A 21,539-nucleotide genomic window follows, 5' to 3' on the forward strand; every position below is an offset into this window, starting at 1 on the left:
GCATCCCGTCGACCTCACCCCGCCGGTCCCGCCACCGGACGGGGACCCGCAGCGAACCTGGAGCACGATGTCCATGACCGAGCGTCCCTCCCAGCGCCTCCCCCTCACCGGGGCCCAGACCGGTGTCTGGTACGGCCAGCGGCTCGACCCCGACTCCCCGGTCTACAACGTCGGCCAGTACGTCGAGATCGACGGCCCGCTGGACGCCGGTCTGTTCGTGGCGGCGCTGCGGCAGACGGTCGCCGAGAGCGAGGCGCTCACGGCGCGCTTCGCGGAGGGCCCCGACGGCGAGCCGTACCAGGTCGCCTGGAGCGGTCCCGCCGCCGGACCGCCGGTCGCCGTACTCGACCACACCGGCCAGGACGACCCGTACGGCACCGCGCTGTCCCTCATGCGCGCCGACATGGCGCGCCCCGTCGACCCGGTCCGGGACTCCCTGTACGTGTTCACGCTGCACAGGGTCGGCCCGGACCGCACCCTCTGGTACCAGCGGGCCCATCACATCGTGCTGGACGCCTTCGGGTTCTCCCTGCTCTCGCGCCGCACCGCCGAGATCTACACGGCTCTCGCCGGGGGCGAGGAGCCGTCCCCCACCCCGTTCGGCGGGCTGGAGGTGGTCCTCGCCGAGGAACACGCCTACCGCGCCTCCCCGCGGTTCGCCGAGGACCGCGCCTACTGGCTGGAGCGGCTCGCGGACCACCCCGAGCCGGAGCCGCTCAGCGGCGCCCGCTTCCCCGCGGCGCACGCGTTCCTGCGCGACGGCGCCACTCTGACCCAGCCGGAGACGGCGGGGCTGCTCGCCATCGCCCGTGCCGCCAAAGCCAGTTGGGCCGACGTGCTGACCGCCGCGTTCGCCGCGTACCTGCACCGGGCCACCGGGAGCCGGGACGTGCTGCTGTCCGTGCCCGCCATGGCGCGGCTCGGCTCGGCGGCCCTCAAGGTGCCGTCCATGGTCGTCAACGTGCTGCCGCTGCGCGTCGCCGTGCGCCCGCAGACCCCCCTGGCGGAGCTGGTCGCCGCGGTCGCGGCCGACGTCCGCGACCTGCGCCGCCACCAGCGCTACCGCGCCGAGGACATCCGCCGCGACCTCGGGCTGTCCGGCCGCGAACAGGGCCTGCTGGGTCCCGTGGTCAACATCAAGGCCTTCGACAACTCCCTCGACTTCGCCGGATCGGCCGGCTCCGTGCACAACGTGGCCGCCGGCCCGGTGGACGACCTCACCCTCGGCGTCTACCACGACGCGGCCGAGGGCCGGATCCGCTTCGAGCTGGACGCCAACCCGCAGGCGTACGACGCCGGGACGCTGGCCGCGCGCCGCGCGGAGTTCGCGCACTTCCTGCACGAGGCCGCCGCGGCCGGGCCGCAGGCACCCGTCGGGCGCCCGGACCTGCTCGGGCCGGCCGCCCGTGACGCCCTGCTGCCCGACTGGAACGACACCGGCCATCCGGTACCGGCCGGCACCGTCGTCGACGCCTTCGAGCACGCCGCCCGGCGGCACCCCGAGGTCCCCGCCGTGATCGCGGGCGCCGACACCCTGGACTACGCCGCCCTGGAGGAGCGCGCCAACCGGCTCGCCCGGCTGCTCATCGGCCGTGGCGCCGGCCCGGAGAGCGTCGTCGGCCTCGCGCTGCCGCGTACCGCCGACCTCGTGGCGGCCCTGCTCGCCGTGCTCAAGGCGGGCGCCGCCTACCTGCCGCTCGACCTCGACTACCCGGCCGACCGGCTGGAGTTCATGGTCGGGGACGCCCGCCCGCTGTGCGTCCTGACCACCCTGGACTGCGCGGCCGCCGCCCCGGTCGTGGACGGGGTCGAAACCGTCGTCCTCGACGCCCCCGACACCCTCACCGAACTCGCCGACGCCGCCTCCGACGCGCCCGTGGACACCGACCGGACCGCGCCGCTGACCGGTGACCACCCCGCGTACGTGATCTACACCTCCGGGTCCACGGGCCGCCCCAAAGGGGTCGTCGTCCCGCACGCGGCCCTGGCCAACTTCCTGCGCATGCAGGCCCACGAGCTCGAACTGGCCCCCGGTCAGCGGCTCGTCGCGGTCACCACGATCTCCTTCGACATCGCCGCCCTGGAGATCCACACCCCGCTGATCAGCGGCGCCACGGTGGTCCTGGCCGACCGCGACACCGTACGGGACCCGGCCGCGCTCGCCACGCTCGTCGACGCCCACCGCCCCTCCGTCATGCAGGCCACGCCGTCGCTGTGGCACGCCCTGCTGGAGGACGGCCGCCCGGCCTCGCTCGGCGGCACCCGGGTGCTCGTCGGCGGGGAGGCGCTGCCCGCCGCGCTCGCCGAACGCCTCGCGCGCACGGCCCGTACGGTCACCAACGTGTACGGCCCCACCGAGGTCACCGTCTGGGCGACCTCCCGCCGGCTCGACCCCGGGCACACCGGGGTTCCGGACATCGGGGTGCCGTTCTGGAACACCCGCGCCCATGTCCTCGACGGGGCCCTGCGCCCGGTCGGCGTCGGCCGTCCCGGGGAGCTGTACCTCGCCGGGGACCAGCTGGCCCGCGGTTACCTCGGCCGCCCCGCGCTCTCGGCGGAACGTTTCATCGCCGACCCGTACGGGCCCGCCGGAAGCCGGATGTACCGCACCGGCGACCTCGTACGCCGTCACGCGGACGGCCGGATCGCCTTCCTCGGCCGCGTCGACGACCAGGTCAAGCTGCGCGGCTTCCGCATCGAACCCGGCGAGATCGAGAGCGCGCTGACCGCCGGTGAGGGCGTGGACCGGGCCGTGGCCCTGGTCCGCGAGGACCTGCCCGGCTTCCCGCACCTCGTCGGCTACGTCACCCCGGCCGCCCAGGGCCCCGCCCCTGACGCGGCGGGCCTGCGCCGGGCGCTGGCCGAGCGGCTGCCCGAGTACATGGTGCCGTCCGCCGTGGTCGTCCTCGACGCCTTCCCGCTGACCGCCAACGGCAAGATCGACCGCCGTTCCCTGCCCGCGCCCGACCTGGCGGCGCTGGCGGGCTCCGGGGCGCGTGCCCCGCGCGGCGCCCGCGAGGAGATCCTCTGCGGGGTCTTCGCCGACGTGCTCGGCCTGGAAACCGTGGGCCCCGACGACGACTTCTTCACCCTCGGCGGGCACTCGCTGCTCGCCGCGCGGGTGATCGCCCGGGTGCGTACCGCCCTGGGCACCGAGTGCGGGATCCGGGACGTCTTCGAGGCGCGCACGGTGGCCGCGCTCGCCGCGCTGCTGGCCGGACGCACGGCCGCCGCCCGGCCGGCGCCCGTCGCGGGTCCGCGCCCCGACCCGCTGCCGCTCTCGTACGCGCAGCAGCGCCTGTGGTTCGTGCACCAGGTGGAGGGCGCGAGCGCCACCTACAACATCCCGTTCGTGGTGCGGTTCGACACGGCGCTGGACGCGGACGCCCTGGACGCGGCCCTGCGGGACGTGGCGGGCCGTCACGAGACCCTGCGCACCGTCTTCGGGGAGCGGGACGGGGAGCCGTACCAGCGGGTGCTGGACCTGGCCGCGGCCGGGGTGCGGCTGCACGTCCAGGACGTGGCCGCCGACGGGTTCGAGGCCGCGGTGCGGGACGCGCTGGGGCATCTCTTCGACCTGGCCGGGGAGGCCCCGCTGCGGGTGACGCTGGTGCGCGACGAGGCGCGCGGGGAGCACGCCCTGGTGGTCCTGCTGCACCACATCGCGAGCGACGAGTGGTCGATGGGGCCGTTCCTGCGCGACCTGGAGCGGGCGTACGCGGCCCGGTGCGCCGGCGAGGACCCGGAGCTCGGGGTTCCGGCCGTGCAGTACGCCGACTTCGCGCTCTGGCAGCGGGAGCTGCTGGGCGGGACGCGGACCGACGGTTCGCTCGCCGCCACGCAGGCGGCGTACTGGCGCGGGGCCCTGGCGGAGCTGCCGCCGGAGGCCGGGCTGCCGGCCGACCGGCCGCGCCCGGCCGTGGCCGACCCGGCCGGGGCCATGGTCTTCAAGGCGGTGCCGCGTGAACTGGCGGCCGCGGTGCGCTCGCTGGCCCGCGAAACCGGCACCAGCGTGTTCATGGTGGTGCACGCGGCGGTGGCCGCGGTGCTGCACCGGCTCGGCGCGGGCGGGGACATCGTGCTCGGCAGCCCGGTCGCCGGGCGGAGCGACAGCGCGCTCGACGGGCTCGTCGGCTTCTTCGTCAACACGGTGGTGCTGCGTACCGACCTGTCCGGCGACCCGTCCTTCAGGGACCTGCTGGACCGGGTGCGCACGGCCGACCTGGCCGCGCTCGACCACGCCGACCTGCCCTTCGACACGGTCGTGGAGGAGGTCAACCCGCAGCGCTCGCTCTCCCGCCACCCGCTGTTCCAGACGATGGTCTCGCACAGCACGGTGACCCGGGACGTGGCGAACCTGTTCGGGCACCCGGCCCGGGTGGACCGGGTGGATCCCGGGGTCACCAAGTTCGACCTCGACATCACCTTCTCGGACGCGGCCCACAGCGAGGACCTCGAACTGGAGGTCTTCTTCGCGACCGCGCTGTTCGACCGCGTGACCGTGGAGACCTTCGTCCGGCGGCTGCTGCGCGCGCTCGCCGCGGCGGTCGCGGCTCCGGCGGACCCGGTGTCCTGGTGGGAGCTGCGGGACGAGGCCGAGCGGGCCCGGCTGGCCCGCTGGAACGACACGGACCGGCCGGTGGAGCCGGGTGCGGTGACGGAGGTGTTCGCGGCCCGGGCGGCCGCGGCTCCCGACGCGGTGGCCGTGGTCGCCGGGGAGCAGCGCCTCACCTTCGCCGAACTGGAGGACCGCGCGGGCCGGCTGGCGACCGTGCTGGCCGAGCGCGGCGTCGGCCCGGACACCGTGGTGGCCCTGGCCGTCCCGCGCTCCGCCGACACCGTGGTGGCCACGCTCGCCGTCCTGAAGGCGGGCGGCGCCTACCTGCCGCTGGACCTGGACCACCCGGCCGAGCGGATCGCGTTCATGCTCGGCGACGCCGGGCCCGTGTGCGCGGTGACCACCCAGGCGGTCGCGGACCGGCTGCCCGGCGTGGACCTGGTGGTGCTGGACGACCCCGCGACCGTGGAGCGGCTGGCGGCGGCCGTGCCCGGGGCCGATGTGGCCGTGGACCCCGAGCACGCCGCGTACGTCATCTACACCTCCGGTTCCACCGGCCGCCCGAAGGGCGTCGTGCTCCGGCACGCCGGTCTGACCCGGCTCTTCCGCGACCACGAGCGGGAGCTGTACCTGCCGGTCGCCGAGCGGCTCGGGCGCCGGGTGCGGGCGCTGCACACCGCCTCCTTCTCCTTCGACTCCTCGTGGGAGCAGCTGCTGTGGCTGGTGGCCGGGCACGAGCTGCACGTCCTGGACGAGTACGGGCGCCGGGACGCGGACGCGGTCGTGGCGTACGTGCGGGCGGAACGGATCGACACGCTCGACGTCACCCCCTCGTACGGCCGGCAGCTGGTCGACGCCGGGCTGCTGGCGGGCGAGTGGCGGCCGCCGCTGTTCCTGCTGGGCGGCGAGGCGGTGCCGCCCGCGCTGTGGGAGGAGCTGCGCGCCGTCCCGGGGGTGGAGGTCGTCAACTACTACGGGCCCACCGAGTTCACGGTGGACGCCCTGGTGGCCCGGGTGGGCGACTGCGTCTCGCCGGTGGTGGGCCGGCCGCTCGACAACAGCCGGGCGCACGTGCTGGACGGCCGGCTGCGGCCGGTGCCCGTGGGCGTGCCGGGTGAGCTGTACCTGGCGGGCGAGCAGGGCGCCCGCGGCTACCTGGGCCGGTCCGCCCTCACGGCGGAACGTTTCGTCGCAGATCCGTTCGGCTCTCCGGGCGCCCGGATGTACCGTACGGGCGACCTCGTACGGTGGCGGGCCGACGGCCTGCTGGAGTTCCTCGGCCGGGTCGACGACCAGGTCAAGATCCGGGGCTTCCGGGTGGAGCCCGCCGAGGTGGAGGCCGGACTCGCGGCCTTGGACGGGGTGACCTCGGCCGCCGTGGTGGTCCGGGAGGACACCCCGGGCCTGCCGCGTCTCGTCGGCTACGTCACGGGGCCGGCCGATCCGGTCCGGCTGCGGGCGGAGCTGGCCGAGCGGTTGCCCGAACACCTGGTACCGGCCGCCGTGATGGTGCTGCCGGTGCTGCCGACGAACGTGAACGGCAAGCTCGACAAGGCGGCGCTGCCGGTTCCGGTCGCGACGGCCGGCACCTCCGGGCGCGCCCCGCGCGGGGCCGCCGAGGAGCGGATCGCCGAGGTCTTCGCCCAGGTGCTGTCCATCCCCTCGGTCGGCGCCGACGAGGACTTCTTCCGGCTCGGCGGGCATTCCCTGCTGGCCACCCGCGTGGTGGCCCGGATCCGGACGGCCCTGGGCACCGAGTGCTCGGTGCGGGACGTGTTCGAGCTGCGCACGGTCGCGGCGCTCGCGGAGCGGCTGGCCGGCCGCCGCGCGGCGGTCCGCCCGGCCTTGGTGGCCGGTCCGCGCCCGGAGCGGCTGCCGCTGTCGTACGCCCAGGCCCGGCTGTGGTTCCTGCACCGGATGGACGGGCCGAACGCGACGTACAACATCCCGCTGGCCCTGCGGCTGCGCGGGGAGCTGGACACGGCGGCGCTGGAGGCGGCCGTGCACGAGGTGACGGCGCGGCACGAGGCGCTGCGCACCGTGTTCGCGGAGGATGCCGAGGGCCCGTACCAGCGGGTGCTGGAGCCCTCGGAGGCGGTCGTGCCCTTCGCGGTGGCCGACGTCGAACCGGCCGATCTGGGCGGGAGCCTCGACGCGGCGGCCGGGCACGCCTTCGACCTGGAGACCGGGACGCCGCTGCGGGTGACCGTACTGCGCACCGCCGCCGACGACCAGGTGCTGCTCCTGCTGCTGCACCATATCGCCGGTGACGAGTGGTCGGCCGGACCGCTGCTGGCCGATCTGACCGCCGCCTACGCGGCCCGGTGCGCGGGCCGGGTCCCGGAAACCGCGCCGCCCGCGGTCCAGTACGCGGACTACGCGCTCTGGCAGCGCGAGCTGCTGGGCGACCCCGCCGCTGCCGGGTCGGTGGCGCACGGACAGGCGGAGTTCTGGCGGGAGGCCCTGGCAGGGTTGCCGCAGGAGCTGACCCTGCCGGTCGACCGCCCGCGCCCGGCCCGCCCCACGCACGAGGGCCGGACCGTGACCGCGGCGCTGCCGCAGGACCTGGTGGCCGCGCTGGAGTCGCTGGCCGGGGAGCGCGGCACCACGATGTACACGGTGGTGGCCGCCGCCGTCGCGGCCCTGCTGCACCGGCTCGGCGCGGGTGAGGACATCCCGCTGGGCAGTCCGGTGGCTGGGCGCGGCGAGGAGGCCCTGGACGGACTGGTCGGGTTCTTCGTGAACACCCTGGTCGTCCGGGCCGATCTGGCGGGCGAGCCGTCCTTCGCCGAACTGCTGCGCCGTACGGCCGCCTTCGGAGCGGCCGCCCTCGCGCACGCGGACCTGCCCTTCGACGCGGTCGTCGAGGCGGTCAACCCGGAGCGCTCGCTGTCGCGGCACCCGCTGTTCCAGACGATGGTGGCCTACGAGGACGGCGGCGCCGAGCCGCTGCGCGCCCTCGGCTCCCTGCCCGCCGAGGAGTTCCCGGTCACGTCCGGGAACGCCAAGTTCGACCTGGAGATCCTCTTCGGCCGCACGCCGGGTACGGGCGGCTCCCCCGCCGCGATGACCTGCGGAGTGCGGTACGCGACCGACCTGTTCGACGCGGAGACCGTACGGTCCCTGGTGGCCCGGCTGCTGCGGCTGCTCGGGGCGGCCGCGGCGGCCCCGGAGGTGCCGCTGGCCGAGCTGGAGCTGCTGGAGCCCGCCGAGCGCGCCCAGGTGCTGGAGGGGTGGAACGACACCGCCCGGCCGGTGGCGCCGCAGACCCTGGACTCGCTGGCCGCGGCCGGCTCCCGGCACGATCCGCTGGCCACGGCCCTCGTCTTCGAGGGGCGCGAGCTGTCGCGGGCCGGCTTCGAGGAGCGGGTGAACCGGCTGGCGCGGCTGCTGATCGGCTACGGGGTCGGCCCCGAGTCGGTGGTGGCCGTGGCCCTGCCGCGCTCCTTCGACCTGGTGGTCGCCCTGCACGCGGTCGTCCGGGCCGGCGGCGCCTACCTGCCGCTCGACCTCGGCCTGCCGACCGAGCGCCTCGCCTACATGGCGGAAACGGCCGCGCCGGTCTGCCTGCTGACGGATCTGCCCTCGCTGGGCGCGCTGCCGGAGCTGCCCGACACCGAGATCCTCGTCCTGGACGCGCCGGAACGGGCGGCCGAGCTCGCCGCGCTGCCGGGCGGTCCGGTCGGGGACGCGGAGCGGCGCGCGCCCCTGCTGCCCCGCCACCCCGCCTACGTGATCTTCACCTCCGGCTCCAGCGGCAAGCCCAAGGGCGTGCTGGTCGAGCACGAGGCGATCGTCAACCGGCTGAAGTGGATGCAGGGCGCCTACACCCTGCGCCCGGGAGACCGGGTGCTGCAGAAGACCCCGGCGAGCTTCGACGTGTCGGTGTGGGAGTTCTTCTGGCCGCTCGCCGAGGGCGTCCCGCTGGTCATCGCCCGCCCCGAGGGCCACAAGGACCCGCGCTACCTGGCCGAGCTGATCCGCGAACAGCGCGTCTCCGTCCTGCACTTCGTCCCGTCCATGCTCGCCGCCTTCCTGGGTGAGGCCGAGATCGCCGACTGCCCGTCCCTGCGCCTGGTGGTGTGCAGCGGCGAGGCGCTGCCGGGCGAGCTCGTCACCCGTTTCCACGCCTCCGCTCCTGGTGGCCCGACCCGACTGGTGAACCTGTACGGCCCCACCGAGGCGGCCGTCGACGTCACCGCCGCGGACTGCCCGGCGGCCGGAGCGGGGCCGGGTACCGCCTCCGCCTCCATCGGCAGCCCCGTGTGGAACACCCGGGTGTACGTCCTGGACGCCCGGCTGCGGCCGGTGCCCGTCGGGGTGCCCGGCGAGCTGTACCTGGCCGGCGTCCAGCTGGGCCGCGGCTACCTCGGCCGCCCCGCGCTGACCGGTGAGCGGTTCGTGGCCGACCCGTACGGGGCGCCCGGCGCCCGGATGTACCGCACCGGCGACCTGGTGCGGTGGAGCCGGAACGGGAAGCTCGACTACCTCGGCCGTACCGACGACCAGGTCAAGCTGCGCGGCTTCCGCATCGAACCCGGCGAGATCGAGGCCGCGCTCAGCGGCTCCCCGGGCATCGCCCAGGCCGCCGTCGTCGTCCGCGAGGACCAGCCCGGTGTGCGGCGCCTCGTCGCCTACGCCGTCCCCGTGCCCGGTGCCACCGCCGACCCGGCCGCGCTGCGCGCCCTGGCCGCCGCCCGCCTGCCCGAGTACATGGTCCCGGCCGTGGTGGTGCCGCTCGCGGTGCTCCCGACGACGGCCAACGGCAAGCTGGACCGGCGTGCGCTGCCCGCGCCCGCCGCGCCGGTCGCGGGTGCCTCCCGGGCGCCGCGCGACGCCCGCGAGGAGATCCTCGCGGGGATCCTGGCCGACGTACTGGGCCTGGACTCGGTCGGTGTGGAGGACGACTTCTTCGCCCTCGGCGGCCACTCGCTGCTCGCCGCCCGCGCGGTGGGACGCTTCCGGGCCGCTCTGGACGTGGACTGTGCCATCCGCGACCTGTTCGAGACGCGGACGGTCGCCGCGCTGTCCGCCCTCCTCTCGGAGCGCACCGGCGCGGGTCGCCTGCGCCTCGCGGCGGCCGCCCCGCGGCCCGAGCGGCTGCCGCTGTCCTTCGCGCAGCGCAGGCTGTGGCTGCTGGACAGCGTGCGCGGTCCGGGCACCACCTACAACGTGCCGCTCGCGGTGCGGCTGCGCGGACCGGTGGACGCCGGGGCGCTGGAGGCGGCGGTGCGCGATCTGGTCACCCGCCACGAAAGCCTGCGGACGGTGTTCCGTGAGCAGGAGGACGAGCCGTACCAGGTGGTCCTGCCGGCCGAGCGGGCCGGTGTGGCGCTGACCGTGCGCGAGGTGGCGGCGGACCGGCTGGAGGAGGAGGCGGTCCGCGCCGGCGGGCACGTCTTCGACCTGGCCGCCGAGCCGCCGGTGCGGGTCACGCTGCTGCGGGCCGCGCCCGACGACCACCTGCTGGTGGTGCTGGTGCACCACATCGCCACGGACGAGGGTTCGGCCGGCCCCCTGCTGGCGGACCTGGACCGGGCGTACGCGGCCCGGTCGGCGGGCGCGGAGCCCGATTTCGCCGCGCTGCCGGTGCAGTACGCCGACTTCACGCTGTGGCAGCGGGAGTTGCTCGGCGACACCGGCGACCCGGAGTCGGTGGCGGGCCGGCAGGCCGCGTACTGGCGGCAGGCACTGGCCGGCGCCCCCGCGGAGCTGGCGCTGCCCGCCGACCGGCCGCGGCCGGCGGTCCCCTCGTACGAGGGGGACGTGGTGACCTTCGAGGTCCCGGCGCGGACCGGCGCGGGGCTGGCGCGGATCGCCCGGGAGGGCGGGGCGACGCTGTTCATGGTGGCGCACGCGGCCGTCGCGGCGCTGCTGCACCGGCTGGGCGCGGGCGTGGACATCCCGCTGGGCAGTCCGGTCTCGGCGCGGGAGGGCGAGGAGCTCGACGGGCTCGTCGGCTTCTTCCTGAACACGCTGGTGCTGCGCGCCGATCTGTCCGGGGACCCGAGCTTCGCCGAGCTGGTGGCGCGGGTGCGGGACACCGGGCTGGCGGCCTTCGCCCATGCCGATCTGCCGCTGGAGGCGGTGGTCGAGGCGGTGGATCCGGAACGGTCCGGTTCGCGCAGTCCGCTGTTCCAGACGATGGTGACCCACCACTCCACGGACAGCGTGGTTCCCGAGCTGTTCGGGCTGCCGGCGCAGGAGTTCACCGTGGAGACCGGTGGCGCCAAGTTCGACCTGGAGATCGCCTTCGGGGCCTCCCAGGAGCACGGGGCGATCGCGGGCGGCATCCGCTTCGCGACCGACCTCTTCGACCGTGCGACCGTCGAACTGCTCTCCCGGCAGCTTCTGTTGATGCTGGACGCGGTCGTGGAGGCACCGGACCGGCCGGTCTCGGCGGTCGAGCTGCTGGACCCGGCGGAGCGGGAGCTCGCGCTGCGCGGCTGGAACGACACCGACCGCGCCCTGGGCGGACCGCGGACGCTGGCCGCCCTGGTGGCGGCGGGCGCGAAGGAGGAGACCTGCCCCGCACTGGTCTTCGAGGGCGGTGAGCTCTCGCGGGCCGGCTTCGAGGAGCGGGTCAACCGGCTGGCGCGGCTGCTGATCGGCTACGGGGTCGGCCCGGAATCGGTCGTGGCCGTGGCCCTGCCCCGCTCCTTCGACCTGGTGGTCGCCCTGCACGCGGTCGTCCGGGCCGGCGGCGCCTACCTGCCGCTCGACCTCGGCCTGCCGACCGAGCGCCTCGCGTACATGACCCGGACCGCCGAGCCCGTCCTGATACTTACCGACACACTGTCGGGAACCTTGCTGTCTCCCGAAGCCGGCCGGGAGCGGCTCCTGTTGGACTCCCCCGGCGTCCGGTCCCGGCTGGCCGAGCTGGACGGCTCGGACCTGGCCGAGGCGGAGCGGCGTGCGCCCCTGCTGCCCCGCCACCCCGCCTACGTGATCTTCACCTCCGGCTCCAGCGGCAAGCCCAAGGGCGTGCTGGTCGAGCACGAGGCGATCCTCAACCGGCTGAAGTGGATGCAGGGCGCCTACACCCTGCGCCCGGGAGACCGGGTGCTGCAGAAGACCCCGGCGAGCTTCGACGTGTCGGTGTGGGAGTTCTTCTGGCCGCTCGCCGAGGGCGTCCCGCTGGTGATCGCCCGTCCTGACGGGCACAAGGACCCGCTGTACCTCGCCGAGCTGATCCGCGAACAGCGCGTCTCCGTCCTGCACTTCGTCCCCTCCATGCTCGCCGCCTTCCTCGGCGAGACCGAGATCGCGCACTGCCCCACGCTGCGCCTGGTCGTGTGCAGCGGCGAGGCCCTGCCGAGCGAGCTGGTCACCCGCTTCCATGCCTCGGCCGGAGGCGCCCCGGTGGCACTGGAGAACCTCTACGGCCCCACGGAGGCGGCCGTCGACGTCACCTCCGGCACCTGCACCGCACGCACCGCCGCCGAGGGACGGGCCTCGGCCTCGATCGGCCTGCCGGTGTGGAACACCCGCGTGTACGTGCTCGACGAGCGGCTGCGGCCGGTGCCCGTCGGGGTGCCCGGCGAGCTGTACCTGGCCGGCGTCCAGCTGGCCCGCGGCTACCTCGGCCGCCCGGCCCTCACCGCCGAGCGTTTCACCGCCGACCCGTACGGGGCGCCCGGCGCCCGGATGTACCGCACCGGCGACCTCGTCCGGCGCCTCGCCGACGGCCGCCTCGACTACCTCGGCCGTACCGACGACCAGGTCAAGCTGCGCGGCTTCCGCATCGAACCCGGCGAGATCGAGGCCGTCCTGACCAGCGCGCCGGAGGTGGCCCAGGCCGCGGTGGCCGTCCGCGAGGACCAGCCCGGCGTACGCCGCCTGGTGGCGTACGTGGTCCCGGCGCCCGGCGCCACCGTCGACCCGGCCGCCCTGCGCTCCCTGGCCGCCGCCCGCCTGCCGGAGTACATGGTCCCGGCCGTATACACGGAGCTGGAGCGGCTGCCTCTGTCGGCGAACGGCAAGCTGGACCGGCGGGCGCTGCCCGCGCCGGTGGTCGCCGTACCGGCCGCACCCGTCGCCCGGGCGGCCCAGGTGCCCGCCGGGACCCCCGAGCAGATCCTGTGCGCCCTGATGGGCGAGGTGCTGGGCCTGCCCGGGGTGGGCCCCGACGCCAACTTCTTCGAGCTCGGCGGCGACAGCATCGTCTCCATCCGGCTGGTGGGGCTGGCCCGCAAGGCCGGGCTGACCGTCTCCGCCCGGCAGATCTTCACGCACCCGACCCCGGCCGCCCTGGCGTCGGTCGCCACCGTGCCCGAGGGCGCGGCAGCACCTGCCGCCCGTTCGGCCGACGCGGGTCCAGGCCCGCTGCCGCTGCCGCCGGTGGCCGCCTGGCTGGCCGAACGGGGCGGCCCGTTCGCCTCGTTCGCGCAGGCCCGGCTGGTCCGGCTGCCCGCCGGGGCCCGGCGCCCGCACCTCACCGCCGCGCTGCAGGCCGTGCTGGACCACCACGACGGGCTGCGCCAGCTGCTGACCGTGCCCCGACCCGGGGTGTGGAGCGCGGAGATCCGGCCGACGGGTGCGGTGGACGCCGCCGCCGTGCTGGAGGGCGTGGACGCGGCGGGCCTGTCCGACTCCGCCCTGCGCGAGCTGGTGGCCGCCGAGTCGGAGCGGGTGTGGCGCCTGCTGGATCCCGAGTCGGGGGCGCTCGTACGCGCCGTGCACCTCGACCGGGGTCCGGACGAGCCGGGCCGGCTGCTGCTCGTCGTCCACCACCTCGCGGTGGACGAGGTGTCCTGGCAGATCCTGCTGCCCGACCTGCAGGCGGCCCACGAGGCCGCCGCCGCGGGCCGGACACCGGCCCTGGAGCCGGTCGGGACCCCGCTGCGGGCCTGGACCACGCACCTGCTGGCCGAGGCGCAGAGCCCGCGCCGCACCGCCGAACTCGACCGCTGGCTGGCCGCCGCTCCCGGCGGGCCGCTGCTCGCAGGACGTCCGCTGGACCCGGGCACCGACACGGCGGCCACCGCGCGCCGGCTGTCCGTACGCATCTCCGCGGAGCGCACGGCTCCGCTGCTCCAGGCCGTCCCGGCCGCCTTCCACGGCACGGTCGGGGACACCCTGCTGAGCGCGCTGGTGCTGGCGGTCGGCGACTGGGCCGCCCGCTCGGGCCGGGCCCGGCCGGACGGGTTCACGGTGGACCTGGAGGGTCACGGCCGGGAGCAGGAACTGCTGCCGGGCGCCGACCTCACCCGCACGGTGGGCTGGCTGACCAGCATCCACCCGCTGCGGCTGCCGGTGGGAGCGTACGACCCGGCGGCGGTCGCCGCCGGGCGCGCAGACGCCGGGGCGCTGCTCAAGGAGGTCAAGGAGCTGCTGCGGGCGGTGCCCGACGGCGGGCTCGGCGCCGGCCTGCTGCGCTACAGCAACCCGGCCACGGCGCGGCTGTTCGACCCGGCGTCCCGCGCCGAAATCCTGTGGAACTACCTGGGCCGGCAGACCGGCCGGGCCGGCTCCGCCTGGGGCCCGGCCCCGGAGGCGGACGCCCTGTCCGCCCGCCCCGACCCGGCGATGCCGCTCTCCCACGTACTGGAGATCACCGCGGAGATCACCGACGGGGGCGGCGGGCCGGAACTCACCGCCCATTTCATCTGGGCGGGCGAAGCGCTCTCCCAGGACACCGTGGGGCAGCTCGCGGACGGCTGGACGGCCGCCGTGGACGCCCTCGCCGCCTGGGCCGACGGCGGCACGTCCGCGGGGTACACCCCCTCGGACCTCGACCTGGTCGATCTCGACCAGGACCAGATCACCATGCTCGAAGAAATGTGGAGGGCCCAGCAGTGACGCAGGCTCGAATAGAGGACATGCTTCCGCTGTCCCCCTTGCAGCAGGGCATGCTGTTCCACTCCGTCTACGACGCGAGCGCGCCGGACGTGTACACGGTGCAGGTATCCGTGTCGCTGGCCGGCCCCGCCGACGCGGACCGGATGGAGCGGGCGGGCGCGGCGCTGCTGCGCCGCCACCCCAACCTGCGGGCCGGTTTCTGGCACGAGGGGGTGCCGCAGCCGGTGCAGTTCGTGCCGGCCGAGGTGACCTTCGCGCTGGGCCGGGCGGACCTGTCGGCCGACCCTTCGCAGGCCGCGGTGCGCCGGGTGGAACGGGCCGAGCTGGACCGCCGGTTCGAGCTGCACCGGCCGGCGCTGCTGCGGCTGCTGCTGGCGCGCCGGGGCCCGGACGACCACCTGCTGGTGGTCACCGTGCACCACATCCTGGTCGACGGCTGGTCGATGCCGCTGCTCGTCGGGGACCTCCTCGCGCTGTACGAGAGCGACGGCGACGCCTCGGCCCAGCAGCCCGTGCGCCCCTACCGCGACTACCTCAAGTGGCTGAAGGCCCAGGACGTCCCGGCCGCCGAGGGCGCCTGGCGCACCGCGCTGGCCGGGCTGGACGAGGCCGTGCTGGTGGCTCCGGCCGACCCGTCCCGCACCTCGGTGCGGCCCGGTGTGCACCGCGTGAAGCTGTCCGGGGCGGCCACCGCCCGGCTGACGGCGGCGGCGCGGTCGCTGGGCACCACGCCCAGTACGGTGATCCAGGCGGTCTGGGGCCTGCTGCTCGGCAGTCTGACGGGCCGCCGGGACGTGGTCTTCGGGCTGACGGTCGCGGGCCGGCCCGAGGAGATCCCCGGCGTCGAGTCGATGGTCGGTCTGTTCATCACCACCGTGCCGGTGCGGCTCACCGCACGGCCGTGGGAGAGCGTCGCGGACCTGCTGAGACGGTTCCGGGACGAGCAGAACGCCCTGCTCGCCCACCACCACCTGGGCCTGCGCCTGATCCAGAAGCAGGCGGGCGGCGGCGAGCTGTTCGACACCCTCGTCGTCATCGAGAACTATCCGGTGGACCCGTCCGCCCGCCCGGCGCTGTCCGACGGGGTGCGGGTGACGGGCATCGAGGCCCGGGACGGCACGCACTACCCGCTCACCCTGTCCGTGTCCCTGGACGAGCGGGCCGAACTGGCCCTGGAGTACCGGCCCGACCTCTTCGGCGCCCGGACCGCCGCCCGGGTGGCCGAGCGGTTCGCCGCCCTGCTGGACCAGGTCGCGGGCGACCCCGGCCGCCCGGTGGGGACCCTGGAGCCGCTGACCGCCGCCGACCGCGCGGAGCTGCGTACCGCGGAAGCGGGCCCCTCGCGCGACGTGGCGGACGGTACGGTCGCCGACCGGTTCGCCGCGCAGGCCGCCGCGACCCCGGACGCCTGCGCCGTGGTCGCGGGCCCCGACCGGCTGACGTTCGCGGAACTCGACGACCGGGCGGACCGGCTGGCCGCGCTGCTGGCCGCGCGCGGCGCCGGACCCGAGTCGGTCGTGGCGCTGGCCGTGCCGCGTTCGGCCGCCTCGGTGGTGGCCATCCTGGCGGTCCTGAAGTCGGGCGCCGCCTACCTGCCGCTGGACCTGGACTACCCGGCCGACCGGATCGCCCTGATGCTGGACGACGCGGCGCCGGTGTGTGTGCTGACCACGGAGGCGGCGCTCGCGCTGCTGCCCGCCGAGGCCGTGGCCGGACCCACCCGGATCGTTCTGGACTCGGCGGAGGCGACCGCGGAACTCGCCGCGTACGGCGGTGGTTTCCGGCCGCCGCGCGCGGAGTCCGGCCACCCGGCCTACGTGATCTACACCTCCGGTTCCACGGGCCGCCCCAAGGGCGTCGTCCTGACCCACGGCGGTCTGTCGAACCTGTACGCCAACCACATCGCGGACGTCTTCGCCCCGGCCGTGGCGGCGGCGGGCGGGCGGTCGCTGCGCGCCCTGCACACCGCCTCCTTCAGCTTCGACACCTCGTGGGAGCAGCTGTTCTGGCTCGTCTCGGGACACGAGCTGCACGTCCTGGACGAGACCGGCCGCCGCGACGCCGAGTTCACCGTCGGCTACGTCCGCGAGCACCGGATCGACGCCATGGACGTGACGCCCACCTACGCCGGGGCCCTGCTGGAGTGGGGGCTGCTGAGCCGCTCGCACCACCGTCCCGGGCTGCTGCTCCTCGGCGGCGAAGCCGTTCCCGAGGCGCTGTGGACGGAGGTCCGCGAGGCGCCCGGGGTCATGTCGGTGAACCTGTACGGGCCCACCGAGTACACGGTGGACGCCCTCGGCGCCGACCTGGCCGACTCGGCCACCCCGATCGTGGGCCGGCCCATCGGCAACACGTGCGCCCGCGTACTGGACTCCGCCCTGCGGCCCGCTCCGGCCGGCACCCCCGGTGAGCTGTACCTGGCGGGCCACGGACTGGCCCGCGGGTACCTGGGCCGGTTCGCTCTGACCGCCGAGCGGTTCGTCGCCGACCCGTACGGTCCGCCCGGCTCGCGGATGTACCGTACGGGCGACCTCGTACGGCTGCGCTCCGACGGGCAGCTGGAGTTCCTGGGGCGGGCCGACGACCAGGTGAAGATCCGCGGCTACCGGATCGAGCCCGGCGAGGTGGAGTCGGCCCTGGCCGCCCTGCCCCGTGTCGGTTCCGCCGCCGTGGTGGTCCGCGAGGACACCCCCGGGGTCAAGCGGCTGGTCGCCTACGTGACCGGCCCGGTCGAGGGGGCGGCGCTCCGGGAGGCGCTGGCCGCCGTCCTGCCCGACTACATGGTCCCGGCGGCCGTGGTGGTCCTGGACTCCCTTCCGACGAACGTCAGCGGCAAGCTGGACCGGGGCGCCCTGCCCGCGCCCGAGCTGGGTGCGGCGGCGCTGGCGCGCCCGCCCCGCGACGCCCGTGAGGAGGCGCTGTGCGCCGTCTTCGCCGAGGTGCTGGGGCTGGCCTCGGCCGGGATCGACGACGACTTCTTCGCGCTGGGCGGGGACAGCATCGTCTCCATCCAGCTGGTGACCCGGGCCCGCAAGGCGGGCCTGGTCCTCACGCCGCGCGACGTCTTCGAGCAGCGGACCGTAGAGCGGATGGCCGCCGCGGCCCGCAACGCCGCGGACCAGGAAGGCGGTCGCCCGGCACCGGCCGGCCCGCTCGTCACCCTCGATGCCGGGCAGGAGGCCGCGCTGGCCACGGTGTTCCCGCAGGTCGCGGAGGTCCTTCCGCTCGCGCCGCTGCAGGAGGGCCTGTACTTCCACGCCGTCTACGACGACCGGGCCCTCGACGTCTACCTGATGCAGAACTTCGTGGAACTGCTGCACGCCGTCGACGGGCCCGCCCTGCGCGCGGCCTTCGACACCCTGCTGCGCCGCCATCCCAACCTCCGTTCCGGTTTCTGGCACGAGGGCCTGGACGGCCCGGTGCAGGTGGTGCCGGGCGAGTGGGAGCTGCCCTGGCGGGAGATCGACCTCAGCCATCTCGACCGGGCGGCGCAGGACGAGGCGCTGCGGGAGTTCTCGCTCGCCGACGCGGCGGCCCGGTTCGACCTGGCGGCCCCGCCGCTGCTGCGCGTGGCCCTGATCCGCTTCTCGGCGGAGCGCTGGATGCTGTGCGTGACGCAGCACCACATCCTCACCGACGGCTGGTCGGAGTCGCTGTTCTTCGAGGAGCTGTTCGCCCTGTACGGGCACGGCGGCTCGGCGGACGTGCTGCCGCCCGTCACCCCCTACCGGGACTACCTGCGCCGGCTGTCGGCCGTGGACCGGGAGGCCGCCGAGCATGCCTGGCGCACCCACCTGTCCGGGCTGGACCAGGCCACGCTGGTGGCCCGGGCCGATCCGGCCCGGCAGCCGGTGACCGCCGAGGTGGTGGACCTGTCCCTGGACGAGGCGACCAGCGACCGGCTGCGGTCCTTCGCGCGCGGCTGCGGGGTCACCCTCAACACCGTGCTGAGCACGGCCTGGGCGATGACGCTGGCCGGGATGACGGGCCGCGACGACGTGGTGTTCGGTGCCACCGTCTCGGGTCGTCCCGCGGATCTCGCCGGGGTCGACCGGATGATCGGCATGTTCATGAACACGCTGCCGTTCCGGGTCGCGCTGCGCCCAGGCGAGCCGCTGCGCGATCTGATGGTGCGGGTGCAGGGCGAGCACGCGGCGCTGCTGCCCCACCACTACGTGGGGCTCGGCCCGATCCAGCAGCTGACCGGCCTCGGGCAGCTCTTCGACACCCTGTACGTGTTCCGCAACACGCCGCTGAACGACGCCGCCCGCGAGGAGGCGGTGGCCGCCCACGCGATCGGCTGGACCCACAGTGTCGACGGCACCCACTACCCGCTGACCCTCGCCGTCACCCCGGGTCCGGCGCTGGAGCTGAGCCTCGGCTACCGGCCCGACCTGTACGACGAGGCCACCGCCCGGAACCTTGCGGGCCGGCTCGCGCTGCTGGTGGAGCAGCTCGCCGACGGCGGGGCGGTCCCGGTGGGCCGGCTGGTCACCCTGGACGCGGTGGAGCGGGCCGAACTGCTGGCGACCGGCGACGACACGGGCCATGCCGTCCCGGACACGACGGTGATCGACCTGTTCGCCGGGCAGGCCGCGCGGACGCCCGGGGAGACGGCTCTGGTCTTCGAGGACCAGCGGCTCGGTTACGCGGAGCTGGACTCCCGGGCCAACCGGCTGGCCCGGGCCCTGGTGGCTCGGGGTGCGGGGCCGGAGGCCGTGGTGGCCCTCGCTCTGCCCCGGTCGGCCGACTTCGTGGTCGCGCTGTTCGCCGTACTGAAGACCGGCGCGGCCTATCTGCCGCTGGACCTGGACCACCCCGTGGACCGGCTCGGCGCGATGGTGGCGGACGCCGCCCCGCTGTGCCTGGTCACGACGGCCCCGGTGACGGACCGGGTGCCGGTGGTGGAAGGCGTACCGGCGCTGCTGCTGGACGATCCGGCGGTCCTGGCCGGGCTGGCGGCGCAGCCCGAGGGGCCGCTGGCGGAGTCGGAGCTGACGGGCGTCCGGGACGGCCGTCACCCGGCGTACATCATCTACACCTCTGGCTCGACGGGTCGGCCCAAGGGGGTGGTGGTCCCCTACTCGGGTCTGACCAACATGCTCCTCAACCACCGCGAGCGGATCTTCGCTCCGGCGGTGGCCCTGGCGGGCGGGCGCCGGATGAAGGTGGCGCACACCGTGTCCTTCGCCTTCGACATGTCGTGGGAGGAGTTCTTCTGGCTGGTCGACGGGCACGAGGTGCACGTCATCGGCGAGGAACTGCGGCTGGACCCGGCGGCCCTGACCGCGCACTACGACCGCGTGGGCATCGACGTGGTCAACGTGACGCCCTCGTACGGCCTGCAGCTGGTCGAGGCGGGTCTGCTGGACGCGGACCGGCACCGGCCCACCCTGTTCCTGCTGGGCGGCGAAGCGGTGCCGGACGGCCTCTGGGAGCTGCTCAAGGGCACCGAGGGCACCATGGGCTACAACCTGTACGGCCCGACCGAGTACACGATCAACGCGCTGGGCGCCGACGTGGACGACAGTGTCAGCTCCTGCGTCGGCCGGCCGATCCACAACACCCGGGCCTACGTGCTCGACAGCGCGCTGCGGCCGGTTCCGGCGGGCGTGGCCGGTGAGCTGTACCTGGCGGGGGCCGGCCTGGCCCGCGGCTACTTCGGCCGGCCGTCGCTGACGGCGGAGCGGTTCGTGGCCGACCCGTTCGGCGAGCCGGGGACGCTGATGTACCGGACGGGCGACCTGGTGCGCTGGCGCGGCGACGCGCAGATCGACTACCTCGGGCGCGCCGACGACCAGGTCAAGATCCGCGGGTTCCGCATCGAGCTCGGCGAGGTCGAGTCGTCCGTCGCGGCCGAGCCGGGCGTCGCGGCGGCGGCCGTGGTCGTCCACACCGGACCGACCGGAGTCAAGCGGCTGGTCGCCTACACGGTGGCGTCGGCCTCGGACGCGCCCGAGCCGGCCGCCCTGCGGGCCCGGCTGTCGGCCGCGCTGCCCGAGTACATGGTTCCGTCGGCCTTCGTCGAGCTGTCGGCGCTGCCGCTGACGGTGAACGGCAAGGTGGACCGGGCGGCGCTGCCCGCCCCCGGCTTCGGGGACGCGGGCGGCGGCCGGGCGCCGAAGGACGAGCGCGAGGAGCTGCTGTGCGCGATCTTCGCGGACGTGCTGGGCCTGGAGCGGGTGGGGGCCGAGGACAACTTCTTCGAGCTCGGCGGCCATTCGCTGCTGGCGATGCGGCTGGTCGGCCGGATCCGCGCGGAACTCGGCACGCCGGTCCAGGTCGGGGCCGTGATGGCCGCGCCGACCGTGGCCGACCTGGCCGCCCGGATCGGCTCGGACGCCCGCCGGGACGCGCTGCGGGTGCTGATGCCGCTGCGCGAACGGGGCACGGCCGCGCCGCTGTTCTGCTTCCATCCGGCGTCCGGTTTCGCCTGGCAGTACACGGGGCTGCTGCGGCACCTGGACCCGGACTGGCCGGTGTACGGGCTCCAGTCGCCGGGGCTCGCGGGAGAACAGCCCGAGGTGGCCGATGTGGCCGCCCTGGCGGAGATGTACCTGGAGGAGATCCGTACGGTGCAGCCCGAGGGCCCGTACCACTTCCTCGGGTACTCCTTCGGCGGGACCGTGGCGCAAACGCTGGCCGCGCTGCTCCAGGAGCGTGGGGAGGACGTCGCCTTCCTGGGACTGCTGGACGCGTACCCGCCGGAGACCGAGGACTGGTCGTACATCGACGCCCCGGACTGGCGCGAGCGGCTGGAGCGCGAGGAGAGCGGCTTCCTGCTCTCGGTGGCCGGGCTCGACCAGCCGCGGGGAGACGCTCCGGTGGACCGGGCGGAGGCGGTCGGCGCGATCCGCGACAGCCAGGGCCTGCTGGCCGGCTTCGACGAGGCGCTGCTGGGGGCGATCGTCGACACGAACGTGCACTGCGTACGGCTGCTGTCGCGCAGCCGCACCCTCCGCTACCGGGGTGACGTGCTGTTCTTCACCGCGTCCCGGTCCACCCCGGCGGAAGAGGCACCGGGGCTGGTCTGGCCCGCGTACCTGGACGGCCGGATCGAGGAGCACGTCCTGGACTGCTCGCACGACGACCTGATGTCCCCCGGAGTCCTGGCGGAGATCGGCCCGGTACTGGCCCGCGCGCTGGCGTCGGCCCGATCGGCCGGCCGGGGCTGACCCCT

2 protein-coding genes are annotated in these 21,539 nt (G+C 75.4%); both read left to right on the forward strand.

The window, feature by feature from the left end; genetic code table 11:
• Nucleotides 1-73 precede the first annotated feature (73 nt).
• Nucleotides 74-14,359, forward strand: a complete 14,286-nt coding sequence (locus ACFY04_RS17960; RefSeq protein WP_389117724.1) for an amino acid adenylation domain-containing protein — start codon at nt 74-76, stop codon at nt 14,357-14,359.
• A 20-nt stretch (nt 14,360-14,379) separates the two neighbouring features.
• Nucleotides 14,380-21,534, forward strand: a complete 7,155-nt coding sequence (locus ACFY04_RS17965) for an amino acid adenylation domain-containing protein (protein ID WP_389117725.1) — start codon at nt 14,380-14,382, stop codon at nt 21,532-21,534.
• Nucleotides 21,535-21,539: the final 5 nt, after the last annotated feature.

The sequence above is a fragment of the Streptomyces sp. NPDC001549 genome (genome assembly GCF_042894025.1).
Lineage (GTDB): Bacteria > Actinomycetota > Actinomycetes > Streptomycetales > Streptomycetaceae > Streptomyces > Streptomyces kutzneri.

What these genes read in the sequence shown, in the direction of transcription:
- ACFY04_RS17960 (WP_389117724.1), top strand. Translation starts at nt 74, where the DNA reads ATGACCGAGCGTCCCTCCCAGCGCCTCCCCCTCACCGGGGCCCAGACC.
- ACFY04_RS17965 (WP_389117725.1), top strand. Translation starts at nt 14,380, where the DNA reads ATGCTTCCGCTGTCCCCCTTGCAGCAGGGCATGCTGTTCCACTCCGTC.